This is a genomic window from Ruminococcus albus AD2013, assembly GCF_000526775.1.
In the GTDB taxonomy this organism is placed as follows: Bacteria; Bacillota; Clostridia; order Oscillospirales; family Ruminococcaceae; genus Hominimerdicola; species Hominimerdicola alba_A.
This window is the reverse complement of record NZ_JAGS01000001.1, coordinates 1,146,919-1,160,498: the sequence shown is the minus strand read 5'-3', so window position 1 is coordinate 1,160,498 and position 13,580 is coordinate 1,146,919. Positions and strand designations below refer to the sequence as shown.

Here is a 13,580-nt window from a genome sequence, read left to right as displayed (position 1 = left end):
AAAATCTTCCGGGGTGGTATACTGTTAATGACTATATCCTACGGGGAGGAATGATCATGACAGAGATCATCACAGGCGGTGTGCGCAGCAGCCGCGAAAGCCTTTTTATACAGCGTATATGTGAAGCCGCTTCTTCGGGAGAAAAGGTGCTTGTCATCGTGCCCGACCAGTTCTCTTTTGAGTATGACAAGACTCTGTATGAAGCTCTCGGGGCGAGACTTTTCAACAGTATCGAGACCGCGGGCTTTCAGCATCTTGCAGAGGATATCTCAGCAAGATACGGCAGCAAAGCAAAGGACAGCGCCAATGCCAATGCCCAGATGATACTCATGTTCCTCGCAGTGAAAAAAGCCGTTAAGGACGGCGTTATAAGGTACTACAAGAACAGCACTGCCAAGGCTTCATTTATCGGTGAGCTGACTGAACTTCTGCCCCGCCTGCGCCAGAGCGGTGTGACTCCGCAGGCTTTGCAGATGGCTTCGGCAAAGCTGGAAGGCTCTATCTCCATGAAGCTTTCCGATATCGGGGCTATATTCGAGAATTATAAGCAGGAACTTGAAAAAGCCGATATGAAAGATCAGCTCTCACTGATGGAAGAAGCGGCTGAACTTTCAAAGACCTGTGATGTTTTCGACGGCAAGAGCATATTCGTTTCGGCGTTCACTGATTTTTCCTACGATGAAAAACGTATGCTTGAACAGTGCATCGTCAAGGGAAAGTCCCTGACAGTATCACTGCTTATCGATGATGCTTTTGTTTCCCGATGCCGAACTAATCCCTTTGATATCACTGTGTCCGTAAGGCAGATGCTGAGAGATATGACAATGAGCCACAACAAGCAGCTGAGGGAGACTTCCGCTCCCGAAATATCAGGCGACCACCCCGATATCCTACAGCTGAGCGAGCATCTTTTTGACTACAACAGGATACCCTACAAAGCTTCGGGGGACTGCGTGAAAGTCCTTGCGGCTGATGATGTTTATGAAGAAGCAGATTACATCTGTGCAGAGATATGCAGGCTTGTCCGTGAGGAGAATTATAAATTCAACGATATAGCTGTCACCGTCCGCGACCTTGAAAGCTTCGGCGCGGTTATCTCGGGGGCGATGGAGAGATATGATATCCCGTTCTTTCTTGATAAGCGTGACAGTATCGATGCATCGGCGATAGTGCATTATATAAACACTATTTTCAAGACCGTTCTCACCGGAAAATTCAGGACTGATAATATCATAAAGCTGATAAAATCGCCGCTGTACGGGCTTTTGAATTACGAGATAAGCGATCTGGAGGACTACTGCGTGCGCTGGGGCGTTGACGGCGATATGTGGACGGAGGATTTCACTGCCGCACCCGACAGCGGCGTTGACCTCGGGCGCATAAACGATATGAGAAGACAGGTCATCGAGCCACTTGTGAATTTCAAGGAGGCTTGTTCAGGTGCGTCTGCCGCACAGATATCAAGGGCATTTTACGACCTGCTTGATGCCCTCGACCTTTCAAGGCAGACCTATTCGCTGGTAAAGCGCGTCAGCTTATCGGACAACGACACGGAAATCGAGATGTCAAGAGGGCTGAAACAGCTATGGACAATGAGCCTTTCTGCTGTCAGGTCGATATACGAACTGCTTGGGGAGGAAAAGATAAGTCTGCGCAGTTATTACGACCTTTACAGCCTTATGCTCTCGCAGATGAAAGTCTCCGAGCCGCCGCAGAAGCTTGACTGTGTCCGCATAGTTGATGCTTCACATTCGAGGTTCAGCGGTGTAAAGGCTCTGTTTGCGGCGGAGGTCAATGACGGCGTATTTCCTGCCTCGGTTAAAAGCAGGGGACTTCTCAGCGAACACGAAAAGGAACTTTTAAAGCTTGAAGAGGATATCGAGATAGCGGATAATTCGCTGAATACCCTCAAACGCGAAAGACTTGCCGCTTACACCGCACTTTGTACGCCTACGGACAGGCTTTATGTGCTGTATTCCCGTTCCGACCTGCTAGGTACGGAGAAGCGTCCATCGGTGCTTGTTAAAGAAGTGCGTGAGATACTGGGTCTTGGGGTGGAGAGTATAAATCAGCTGCCCTCCGACTTTTTCTGCACTTCATACAAGACGGCTTACACTGTGTACATAGAACATTCCCGGGATAACACCGCTTCTGTCAGCAGTATACGTGATTCCCTTATGGGCTCGGCTTACTATTATGATAAGCTTAGGACTCTCAGTGAAGCCTGCAAGGATAAGCCTTTCAAGCTTTCGGAAGAAAGAGCAAAGGAAGTCTTTTTTGCGGCTGAAACAGCGGAAGTTTCACCGACCAAGCTTGACAACTATTTCAAATGTCCATTTATGTACTTCTGCAATTACGGGCTGAGACTTTCACGTTCACAGAAGATGGATATGGACGGTCTTAACAAGGGTCTGATGATACACGATGTTCTCGAAAAAGCCATAGGTTCGGAAGAACGCACTCCCACCGAGAACCGCGAGCATTTTCTTGCCATGACCGAGGAAGATATAACGGGGCTGATAGAAGAACGTTTCGGCGACTATTACAAAAACGTTTTCTGCGGAGATTTCGGCAAGAACAAAACATTCCTCTACCGATTTGAATCGATGAAACAGCAGGCGTTCAACATCGTTAAGTATGTTCAGCGGGAACTTTCAAACGGCGGATTTGCGCCCGCAGTTACCGAATACAGGCTGACCAGAGATAACGGTGCCGACCATCTCGACCTGACGCTGAAAGACGGCAGACACATTGTTCTTATCGGCACTATCGACCGCGCCGACATCTACGAGGATGAGAACGGCAGAAAATTCGTGCGAATAATCGACTATAAATTCCGCAAACAGACAGCCTTTGACCTTGGCGAACTTTTCTGCGGGCTGAATCTGCAAATGCTCATATATCTGTCTGTTCTGCTTGAAACGGGCAATCCCGTCAACCCAGATATGGAGCTTGAACAGGCGGGAGTATTCTACCTGAAACTGATAGGCGACGGTCAGAAGCTTTCCGAGGACTGCGAACTTTCGGAGGACGCACTTTACACCGCTGCCTGCGAATCTGCCATCGATGCATTTTCCCGAAAGGGCAGGATATCCGATGCGGATGGCATAAATGAGAAGCTTGACTCGACTATCAGCAAAGCTTCACTCAGCAGCTGTACCATGAGCGATGCTATGTTCACTGCCATGAGGATATTTGCGAAACGCAAGGTCATCGAGTACGGAAACCGTCTGCTAGATGGTGACATCGATGCCGACCCGCTGGAGAATATATGCTCATACTGCCGATTCGGCGGCATATGCGGAAAAGCCTTTCCCGATGAGCCGAGAAAGGGAAACAAAGAGCAGATGAAAGAAGCGCTTGAAGAGATAATGAATGAAAAGGGGGAGGGAGAAGAATGAGTGTCAGCTGGACAGCCGATCAGCAGAAAGCCATAGATTCATACGGCAGGGGAGTTACCGTATCCGCGGCGGCAGGAAGCGGTAAGACCGCGGTACTTATCGAAAGGATAATCCGACTGCTGACGGACAAGGAGAAGAATATCCCCGCGGACAGACTTCTTGCCGTTACATTCACCATAGATGCCGCCGCGCAGATGCGCGACAAGCTGAATGCGGCTTTTGAGAAAAAACTCCGTGAAGACCCCGAAAACGTCTGGGTGCTTCGTCAGCAGGATCTTGTACAGCTTGCGAGGATATCCACCATAGATTCTTTCTGCTTTGATATGGTCAAGGAGAACCTGAATAAGTTCGAGTTTACGGGCAACCTGAAGATACTTGGCGAAGCAGAGTGTGAGATGATATTTGATACCGCCTTTGAACAGGCGGCGGAGGAACTCTGTGCTGAAAATATAGATGAGTACAGATTTCTCGATAACTTTTTCTCGGTGGACACAGGCGAACTGAAATATGTGGTAAAGGAGCTTTACAGCCATCTGCGTTCGATATGCCATACGGAGAAGTGGATCCGTGAAACTTCGGAAAACTGCGTAAGCGATGAGTTTTTTGAAATGCTCTACGAGATCGCATTTTCGCGGTTTGAAGATAAGCTTGCAGAGGCTGAGCGCTTTGTGGAAGATGCACGCTACTGCTTCAATTATATTATTTCGGCAGGCGGACAGGAGTTCAGATTTAAAGATCACGTTAAGACCGCCGAGGAAAATATGACTATCTGCGAGGCTGTTTTCACAGGTTATAAACTTGCCGCCGACCACCGCGACAGCACAGCTTTCGGTAAGATAGAAGCCGAAAAATTCAAACCTCTTCGTCTGTCGGGAAAGCCCCCCGAGGACGTAAAGGCTATATTCAACGATGTTAAGGAATGCTTTAAGCAGGATATCAACGCGGTAGGTACACTTTTGTATTCGGCTTCCCGCGGGCTGGCATTGTCGCGCGAACATCTCAGAGAAAACCTTGCGCTGGCACAGAAGCTTTTCTTAGCTGTATGCAGGCTTGAAAAGCGGGTGGAGGAAGTCAGCTTCGATATCAAGCTTGAAAAGAATGCCGTAGATTTCGGCGATATCGAGCTTATGACAAAGAATCTTCTCGTGCGTGAAACAGATGATGGTTTCGAGAGGACAGAACTTGCCGAGGAGATACGCTCGGGTGGATTTTACAAACTTATCGTCATCGACGAATATCAGGACGTCAATGATATACAGGAGATGATATTCAAGGCTGTATCCGATACCGACGACCTTGAAGTTATGGGTAATAATACTTTCATCGTGGGTGATATGAAACAGGCTATCTACGGCTTCAGAAAGACGAATCCCGAGCTTTTCAAAAACTGTATCGACCTTGCCGTAAAGTACGGCGATGAAAAACAGCTGGAGCATATCGGTCTGCAAAAGAATTTCCGAAGCAGGGGCGAAGTCATCGCTCTGTCGAATTTCATCTTTGAAAGACTAATGAGCGTTGGCTGCGGTCAGGTGGATTATGACGGAAATGAACGTCTTGAAGCGGGTGCAGTATATACCGAGAGAAGCTGTCCCGCCGAAGTGATGCTGGTGGACGCTCCCGAGGAAAAGAGTGCAATATCAAAGGAATTCCGTTGTACCGCTCAGCGTATCAGAGAGATGATAGACAGCGGCGAACCTGTGTGTGACGGCGGTATTGACAGACCTTGCAGACAGTCGGATTTCTGCATACTTGTGAACACCAACGACAATATCAGGCAGGTGACGCAGGCGCTCAATAATGCAGGTCTGAGGGCATTCTGCGAGGACACCGATGGCTACATAAAGTCCCGCGAGATTTCCCTTGCCCTTGACCTTCTGCGCACCGTTGACAATCCCATGAACGATATCGCCCTTGCGGCGGTGATGATGTCTCCCGTTATGGGTTTTACACCCGATGAAATGACCATTATAAGGCAGAAATGCACAGCGGTCAACCCGAGAAAACCCGACCACATCTATCAGATACTGGCAGGTGCTTCAAGGGAAGAGGGCACTGATGAAAAGTACGCAAAATACGTAGATATGGGCAGTGCAGTGCTTCAGCAGAAATGCCGCTCAGCCTTTGAGATGATAGAATCACTGCGCTACTGCTCAATGAGTATGAGTTTAGAGAAGCTCATAAGGCGGATATTCGATGTTGCCGACCTTATGGGGCTGACATCATTATACCTTGATTCGGCGAAAAAACGGGCAAATCTACGTCTGCTGATGCAGTATGCAGGGGACTACGAGCGCAGCGGAAACGAGGGCGTTACGGGCTTTCTGCGTTTCATAGATTCCGTTTCGGGCAACGACAAAGCTTTCAGGAACGCGGTTTCCGTCACGGCAGGCGGCGATTCCGTCAATGTAAAGACCTACCACAAATCTAAGGGTCTGGAGTATCCCTTTGTTTTCATGTGTACTCTTTCAAAAGCCCTTGTCCGCGATGATTCCCGCGAACTTATAAAGCTTCACAAGACCATGGGCTGTGCTTTCACACTTAAAGACAAGCGGCTGAACGTCAAGCGTTCCGACCTTTACTACGATTATCTCGATGACGTTATCACCCGTGAGCAGAAAAGCGAGAGGATGCGACTTTTCTACGTGGGCTGTACGAGAGCAAAAGAGAAGCTGATATTCGTCCTTTCAAACGAGAAAACAGGCCATGTCACCCGCGATAAGCTACTCGAAAAACTGCGTGATGCTGTCAAAGCATCGGCAAGGTACGACCGCATACCTGCGGATATAACCTCCGCACAGGAGAGTATCCTCGCATGGACGGTGATGTGTCTGGCGAAGCTTCCCGAGCGTTCACAGCTTGAGGACTGGCTTGGTATGCCGCTGGATACGGTGCCTGTTTCCGAAAGTGCCGAGGGTGTCAGCGTGACTTATCACGTATGTGAGGATATCGCCGAGGCAGAAACTTCCGAAGAAACCGAAAAGACCGTTTATGCATCTGCCGACCCTGCAATAGTCGCAAGGCTTCGCAAAAAGTACGATATGGGTACAGAACGTCCCGAGACACGTCTGCCCTCAAAGCTGACGGTAACAGAGATAGTCGCCGCAGAAAAGGCGAAAGATCAGGGTGAGAAGAACACCGAATTCTTCCCGAACCTGCCGCGTCTCAGCGACGAACTGGACAAACTCACCGCAGCGGAAAAAGGCACATTCACCCATAAATTCATGGAGCTTGCTGACTACGACAATATGCGCAAAAGCGTTGATGCCGAACTTGACAGGCTTGTGAAATGCGGCGGTCTTACTGCGAGAGAGGCGAAAGGGGTTTACAAGGACAAGCTGAAAACCTTTGCCGAAAGCGAGCTTTTTAACAGAATGATGTCATCACCCGACCTGCGCCGCGAGCAGAAATTCTTAGCAAGCGTAAAAGACCTTGGTCTGACGGAAAAATTAAGTGAGTACACCACAGGAGAGGGCTACATACAGGGTATAGCCGACTGTATTTTCAAAGAATCCGACGGCTGGGTGCTGGTGGATTACAAGACAGACAATTTCAAAAACACCGAGGAAATGAAGCGTTATAAAACTCAGCTGATGCTATATAAAGCCGCCTTTGAGCTTATTCTTGGCGAAAAGGTGAAGAGCAGTTACATCTACTCGTTCAAGCTGGGCGAGGGTCTGGAATTCATATTGTAATAACCTGTGAGGTTCGTGGAAAGGAACAATAAATATGTACGGAGATCACTGGATAGACACCGCAGAACTTGACAGCTGGTGTATTTCGATAGAGAAAGTAGTAGGCGGATTTCTGTGGCTCGGTTTTTCAGAGACCGAGCCTTGGAAGATGCTGTGTATATCATCGGATAAGACCACTATTTTCGATTGTGACAACGGAATTGTGACCGAGACCGACTGCGCATATGACGAAGACGCGCTTTTCGCATTGTGCGAAGACCTTAATGATGAACAAATAACGATAGCAGGTCAGTACGGCGGTTCATTGCCGCAGACATCACCGCAGGGAGATAAAGTGACTTGTGAACGCAGGAACGTGTTTGAATACGGCAAAGATCTTGTAAGAGAACGGGTGTTCTTCTGTACCGAAGAGGGAACAAAGCATGAGATATACGAGGGCTATCTGCCATACATTTACGGCTTTTCCCATGACGGCAATTACTTTGTCTTTGCTCAGGACGCAGGTCTTACAGTTCTTAAAAGAAAAAATCAGCATTAGAAGTGAACAGAGCGTTGAACGCTCTGTTTTTATTTTACCGACAACACGATGGGATAAAAGCGATGAGTACATACTATGATGTAACCATAAACTGGAAATTATTTTGCTAAAATAAATAAAAATTTTCTCAAGTGCTTGAATATTGCTGTGATATGTGGTATAATAATAAAAATTCATTTTGTTTAGCGTTACTATTACAAATTAACAATCTTCTTTTCAACATATTAGCGGATCAAGGAGTGTATTTATGGAAAAAACTATAAAAAACACTGTGCTGATAGAAAAACTGACCTTGTTTTTTGGCGGATTCCTGCTGTTTACAGATGTTTTCTTTCTTTTGATAGGTATAAATGCAGATATGCCCATTATCAGAAATGTTATTTATGTAAAATTGGTGATAAATACCACCAATATTTACCTTATCCTGAATAAGCATTACCTGGTTTCAACGATAATCATCTGCACGGTAATTATGGGATTTATGATAACGGGTCTGGTATGTGTCGGTCCTGAGGCGGAATTTCAGTTGTATGCACTGGGAATGCTTGCCTGCATAAGCTACAGCGGATATCTCCATAACAGGGTGCTTAAAAAGGAACTTCCTTTTGTTATGATGCTCGCTATCCATGTGGCTTTATATGTACTGGGATACATATACGCCCGCACTCATGAACCTATTTATCAGATATCCGACTTTGCAATGAATATTCTTATTGCCTTTAATTCCGCCGCGACTTTCGGCATAGTGATAATTTATATGGTACTTTTCCATAATGTAGCTATACATTCCGAGGAAAAGCTTGAAAAAATGGCGCTGATAGATAATCTTACAGAGCTTTACAACCGTCATTTCCTGCTTACTTCCATGGAACATATGGAGGTCGGTTCACCTGAAGACCGATGGCTTGCCATTCTCGATATCGATGATTTCAAAAAAGTCAACGATACCTACGGACACAACTGCGGTGACTATATCCTTAAAGAAGTGGCATATATAACAAAAAATACCTGCAAGGATTGTATCGTATGCAGATGGGGCGGTGAGGAGTTCATAATACTTTCAACGGTGCGCAAAGATGAAAGTGAAATACTGGAAAGCCTGAGAAAAAAGATCGGATCGGAAGAATTCAGATTTGAAGGTAAGGTATTGCATATAACCGTTACCATAGGCGCTGCACATTACGAAAAGAGCCTTACAAATGACAGATGGATATCCAAAGCTGATGAAAAGCTTTATCATGGTAAAACAAACGGTAAAAATCAGGTAGTCCTGTGATAGAAGAATAGCAGACAGCCGGCAGAAATGACGGCTGTTTTCTTTTAACTGCCGATTGACCTTTTTCTGACTTTATGGTATAATCTGTAATAAAATACAAACGGTTTGTCTGAAAATATCAGACGAAGAAAAAATCTATAATATAACAGGAGCGGATAATTATGAAAGTACTTATTTTAAACGGAAGCCCCAGAAAAAACGGCAACACATCTGCCGCAATAGATGAGATCGTAAAAGTCTTCAATGCAGAGGGTATCGAAGCAGAGGTCTGTCAGATCGGCAGCAGAGATATCCGCGGCTGTATCGCCTGCAACAAGTGTTCCGAGATAGGACGCTGTGTGTTTGATGATGCAGTCAATGAGATCGCACCGAAGTTTGAAGCAGCCGATGGTCTCATCGTTGCCTCACCTGTATACTATGCTTCTGCGAACGCAACACTCATCGCCTGTCTTGACAGATTGTTTTACAGCACACATTTTGACAAGACGATGAAAGTCGGTGCAAGTGTGGTCGTGGCAAGGCGCGGCGGATGTTCAGCAACATTCGATGAACTGAACAAATACTTTACTATCTGCGGTATGCCCGTGGCTTCAAGCACTTACTGGAACAGTGTTCACGGCTTGCAGACGGGAGAATCAGCTTTCGATGCAGAGGGTATGCAGACTATGAGAAATCTTGCAGGAAATATGTCTTTCCTGATGAAGTCCATCGCCCTCGGCAAGGAGAAGTATGGTTTGCCCGAAAAAGAGACAAGCAGTTTTACCCATTTTGTCAGAGATGACCTGAAAGACTGAGATTTGAAAATTTACAATCAAACTCGAATAATACAGTAGACAAATGCGCTTTCTTATGATATAATGGTAATATTGAAATTACAATCGGAAAGGACCGTATTTTATGACTTACAAAGAAGAATTTATCAAGTTCATGGTTGACAGCGGAGTGCTGACTTTCGGTGAATTCACACTGAAAAGCGGCAGAAAGGCTCCTTATTTCATCAACTGCGGCAACTATAAGACAGGCGCACAGCTGGCTAAGCTGGGCGAGTACTATGCCGAGTGCATAAAGGATAACGATATCCCCGTTGAGACACTTTTCGGACCTGCTTACAAGGGTATACCGCTGGCAGTTTCCGCTGTTGTGGCTCTCAGCAATAAGTTCGGCTATGATGTTTCCTACTGCTTCGACAGAAAGGAAGCTAAGGATCACGGCGAGGGCGGTATGTTCGTCGGCAAGAAGCTGACAGACGGTGAAAAGGTTGTTATCATCGACGATGTTATGACTTCCGGCAAGGCACTGGGCGAATCAATGCCCAAGCTGAAGAGTGCCGCTGATGTAAATGTAACCGGTATGGTCATTACTGTTGACCGTATGGAAAAGGCTCTTGATACAGACTTTTCAGCAGTTCAGCAGGCGTATAAGGACTTTGGCGTAAAGGTATACTCCATCGTAAATATCAATGATATCATCAAGGCTATCGAGGACGGTGTTGTTGAGGGCAAGGAGTATCTGGACGCAATGCGCGCTTACCGTGCGCAGTATGGTGCGGAGTACTGATATGATAGGAAATAAATTTTTTCTCGGCTTTGTGCTTCTGCGTGAAGCTGAATGGGATCAGGAAGCTTTTTTTGGCAGACTGAAAGATAAATGGGGTATCGTACCCGAGGATCTTGATACTAAAGATGAAGAGAAGATCTTCGTTTTCAACACAGGCGGATATCTTGTTTCCCTTGCATTTTATCCCTCGCCGATACCCGATGGCGAAGCCGAGCAGAATGCGGCTTTCAATTACCTCTGGCACGATGCACAGCAGGAGGTGGCAAAGCATACCGCACAGATCGTGGTGAGTGTCGGCAACGGCATGGATACTATGGAACGTGCGAAGATCTTTGTAAAAGTGTGTGAAAGCTGTATCGATGACAATACTATCGGCATTTACACAAACGGCACGGTCTATGCTCCCGATTTCTATCAGAAAAATGCGGAGGTAATGAAGTCCGATGCCCTTCCTTTGCTGGACTTTGTATGGCTGGGTCTTTCCAATGCCGAGGGTAAACTCCGCGGATATACCATGGGTATGGAAAACTTCAAGAAGCTTGAGATGGAGTTTCTTGAGTTCGCAGGACAGCCTCATGAATTCCTGAGTTTTATGCTTGCTATCGTCAGCTATGTTATCGAGGAAGATGTTATACTTAATGACGGTGAGACCATCGGCTTCACAGAGGATCAGAAGCTGAAGATAACCATTTCCGACGGCATAGAATTTGACGACAGGAAGACTATCCAGATCCACTGCAATTGATGTGAACACAGTTTTGTAAACAGAATAGTTACATTTTGAAATCATTTGTAATATAAATGTAGCTATATGTAATAGCTTTGTTCTTGTAAATATTACGTATTTGTTCTATAATATTGTTTGTAGAACAAAGAAAGAAAAGAATGAACACTAAGAAATTACTCTTAGCTCGTTTCATCCTCTCCAAAATTTTTACACAAGCAGGAGGCAGTCAATAGACTGCCTTTTTGTTTTATATACGAAAAAAATCGGTCGGGAAAATTTTTCCCGACCGATATCTTCAGGCATCAGATGCCGCATTCTTCATAATCTTTCCACTTTTCGTAGTGTTCTTTTTCCTCGAAGTATCTGTATACGATATAAGCTGTCGATCCAACGACCAGCAGCAGTGCACTCATCAAACACCAGAATGATTTTTTCTCGGAATTTTTCTTTGCCATTGTCTGCACATCCTCTCTCTGAGTTTTTATTATTATACTACATTCACAAAGTAAAGTCAAGTATTTCACATAATTTTCAGCATAAAGTATATTTATCCGAGTAAAAGTGCAAAAATTCCTCAAGGCAGATGCCGCTTGCGGTGATAAGTTCTGCGGACTTATCACCCACGTAACGGTAATGCCACGGCTCGAAATCTATTCCCGTGATGTGCTCTTTCATACGGGGATATCGGAGTATGAACCCGAATTTTCCTGCATTTTGCGAGAGCCATTTTCCTGCGGCGGTCTTGTGAAAATTCGGTTCGATATCATCAGCACCCGCTGTGCCAAGGTCTGCCGCAAGACCTGTGCCGTGTTCACTGCACCCGGGCAGTGCCAGAGTTTTGCCTGTTTCTGTCACTGCATCGGCGTAATCAAGACCTCTGCCCATATTTCGGCTTATCTCCTTTTCCCACAGCATCTGCTGATAGTCTTCCGAGCGATAGCCCGAAATGACCGCTATCTCTATGCCATAGGCGAGTGCTTCACCGAGCATTTTTTCAAGCTGAACTGCTGTCTGCTCTTCAAAAAGCTTTCCACCTGCTTCACGGAGTTTCAGCGTGTCCGACCATCCCGCTGGTATCGGTTCAAATCTGTTTACGAGTATAAGGTAGTCCATATGCCCCTCCCGTTTTTGTTTAGTATATTCGCGGGCGGGACTTTTTGTTACTTGCAGGCATAAAACAGCCTGTCCCGAATATATATTTACCGAGGTGGTCATATGGGACTTAAAACAGTATGTCTGAGGGCTTTGCTTTGCATTTTCGCAGTGTTTGTGGTACCGATGTGCATTTTCCGCGCAGCGAAACATTCCGAGAGTATTTCCGCGGTGTGCGAGGGAGTATCGAAGCTGCTTGTGATAGAACGGGGCAGGAACGACAAAATACAGTCGGATACCTTACCTGCGGGGGCAGAGATATCTTCCCGAAGCTATTGGGACATCGCTCTTGCACAGACGGAGCGTGAGCCTGCAAGGGTCAGTGCCGAGATACCAAGCCCTCTCCCTGCGGAAGATGTGAGCGGCATGATACCCTATCCCGAAGACCTGACCGACCATGACGGGATGATACAGAAGTACACCTATCTGCGCAGTGATGAGCCGCAGTTTTTCGATATACCAACAGGCGGTCAGGTGAGGAACTGCACACTTTATGACAATGCCGAACTGCTTCAGCTAAGCGGTGAGGGTCTGCCTTTTGATACACATTATTCCGATGATGAGCCCCTTGTGCTTATCTACCACACACACGCTACCGAGAGTTTCGAGCTTTCGGACAAAGACTGGTACGACAGTGATTTCTACGGCAAGACCACTGAGCGTGATAAGAATATCATCTCGGTGGGGGACAGGATATGTGAACAGCTTGACGCGGCGGGGATACCTTATATACACGATACTCTGGTGCATGATTATCCCAGTTATGACGATGCCTATTATTCAAGCCGTGATGCTGTGCAGAAGATACTGGCGGAATATCCGTCGATAAAAGTCTGCCTTGATGTCCACCGTGACGGCATCGAGCGCAGTGACGGCACACGCATCGCCCCCATAGCCGAGATAGATGGCAGGGAAGCGGCGCAGATAATGATAATATCCTGTGCTGATGACGGCAGTGGAAATATCCCGAATTTCAGAGAGAATTTCAGGTTCGCCTGCACTTTTCAGTCCGAAATAGAAAACCGCTTTCAAGGTCTGACACGCCCTGTGCTATTTGACACAAGGTACTACAATCAAGACCTTTCAAGCGGTTCATTGCTGATAGAAGTGGGAAGTCACGGAAATACTCTGGCACAGGTGCAGTATTCGGGAAAATTGCTGGGAAAAGCCCTTGCGGGGATGTTCAAGGGATAACCATTTACGAGCCTGTACCACTGAGGTATACGATACCGACAGT

10 protein-coding genes are annotated in these 13,580 nt (G+C 46.5%); 8 read left to right on the top strand and 2 right to left on the bottom strand.

Annotation, left to right across the window (positions count from 1 at the left end; genetic code table 11):
- Positions 1-56 precede the first annotated feature (56 nt).
- The 7 genes from N773_RS0105215 to N773_RS0105185 all read left to right on the top strand — a co-directional run bounded on the left by N773_RS0105215 (position 57) and on the right by N773_RS0105185 (position 11,209).
- Complete coding sequence (locus N773_RS0105215) at positions 57-3,401, top strand: PD-(D/E)XK nuclease family protein (RefSeq protein WP_024856806.1); 3,345 nt, start codon at positions 57-59, stop codon at positions 3,399-3,401.
- The gene (locus tag N773_RS0105210) at positions 3,398-7,093 is read left to right on the top strand and encodes a UvrD-helicase domain-containing protein (protein ID WP_024856805.1); all 3,696 of its coding nucleotides are present in this window, start codon (positions 3,398-3,400) and stop codon (positions 7,091-7,093) included. The genes N773_RS0105215 and N773_RS0105210 overlap by 4 nt, the downstream gene beginning before the upstream one ends.
- 34 nt (positions 7,094-7,127) lie before the next feature.
- A complete protein-coding gene (locus N773_RS0105205; protein WP_024856804.1) occupies positions 7,128-7,631 on the top strand; it encodes a hypothetical protein in 504 nt (167 codons plus the stop codon).
- Between the two features lie 247 nt (positions 7,632-7,878).
- Entirely contained in the window at positions 7,879-8,907 is a 1,029-nt protein-coding gene (locus N773_RS0105200; RefSeq protein WP_024856803.1) for a GGDEF domain-containing protein, read from the top strand.
- 161 nt (positions 8,908-9,068) lie between these two features.
- Positions 9,069-9,701: a flavodoxin family protein gene (locus N773_RS0105195; protein ID WP_024856802.1), complete on the top strand. Its 633-nt coding sequence runs from the start codon at positions 9,069-9,071 to the stop codon at positions 9,699-9,701.
- 103 nt (positions 9,702-9,804) lie between these two features.
- A complete protein-coding gene (pyrE, locus tag N773_RS0105190) occupies positions 9,805-10,464 on the top strand; it encodes an orotate phosphoribosyltransferase (RefSeq protein WP_024856801.1) in 660 nt (219 codons plus the stop codon).
- A 1-nt stretch (position 10,465) separates the two neighbouring features.
- Positions 10,466-11,209, top strand: a complete 744-nt coding sequence (locus tag N773_RS0105185) for a DUF4261 domain-containing protein (protein ID WP_024856800.1) — start codon at positions 10,466-10,468, stop codon at positions 11,207-11,209.
- Positions 11,210-11,493: 284 nt separating this feature from the next.
- Here the strand turns inward: N773_RS0105185 and N773_RS22515 are convergent, their stop codons facing one another.
- Together N773_RS22515 and N773_RS19735 are read right to left on the bottom strand one after the other, a co-directional pair.
- On the bottom strand, positions 11,494-11,646 hold the full coding sequence (locus N773_RS22515) for a hypothetical protein (RefSeq protein ID WP_196231601.1): 153 nt from the start codon (positions 11,644-11,646) through the stop codon (positions 11,494-11,496).
- Positions 11,647-11,722: 76 nt separating this feature from the next.
- Positions 11,723-12,304: a M15 family metallopeptidase gene (locus N773_RS19735; protein WP_024856799.1), complete on the bottom strand. Its 582-nt coding sequence runs from the start codon at positions 12,302-12,304 to the stop codon at positions 11,723-11,725.
- 102 nt (positions 12,305-12,406) lie between these two features.
- Here N773_RS19735 and spoIIP point away from each other — a divergent pair, with 102 nt between their 5' ends.
- Positions 12,407-13,537: a stage II sporulation protein P gene (gene spoIIP / locus N773_RS0105170; RefSeq protein ID WP_024856798.1), complete on the top strand. Its 1,131-nt coding sequence runs from the start codon at positions 12,407-12,409 to the stop codon at positions 13,535-13,537.
- The last annotated feature ends 43 nt before the right edge of the window (positions 13,538-13,580 follow it).

Excerpts from the sequence above, each read along its gene's own strand:
- N773_RS0105215 (WP_024856806.1), top strand. The coding sequence starts at position 57 with ATGACAGAGATCATCACAGGCGGTGTGCGCAGCAGCCGCGAAAGCCTT.
- N773_RS19735 (WP_024856799.1), bottom strand. The coding sequence starts at position 12,304 with ATGGACTACCTTATACTCGTAAACAGATTTGAACCGATACCAGCGGGA.
- N773_RS0105195 (WP_024856802.1), top strand. The coding sequence starts at position 9,069 with ATGAAAGTACTTATTTTAAACGGAAGCCCCAGAAAAAACGGCAACACA.
- spoIIP (WP_024856798.1), top strand. The coding sequence starts at position 12,407 with ATGGGACTTAAAACAGTATGTCTGAGGGCTTTGCTTTGCATTTTCGCA.
- N773_RS0105205 (WP_024856804.1), top strand. The coding sequence starts at position 7,128 with ATGTACGGAGATCACTGGATAGACACCGCAGAACTTGACAGCTGGTGT.
- pyrE (WP_024856801.1), top strand. The coding sequence starts at position 9,805 with ATGACTTACAAAGAAGAATTTATCAAGTTCATGGTTGACAGCGGAGTG.
- N773_RS0105210 (WP_024856805.1), top strand. The coding sequence starts at position 3,398 with ATGAGTGTCAGCTGGACAGCCGATCAGCAGAAAGCCATAGATTCATAC.
- N773_RS0105200 (WP_024856803.1), top strand. The coding sequence starts at position 7,879 with ATGGAAAAAACTATAAAAAACACTGTGCTGATAGAAAAACTGACCTTG.
- N773_RS0105185 (WP_024856800.1), top strand. The coding sequence starts at position 10,466 with ATGATAGGAAATAAATTTTTTCTCGGCTTTGTGCTTCTGCGTGAAGCT.
- N773_RS22515 (WP_196231601.1), bottom strand. The coding sequence starts at position 11,646 with ATGGCAAAGAAAAATTCCGAGAAAAAATCATTCTGGTGTTTGATGAGT.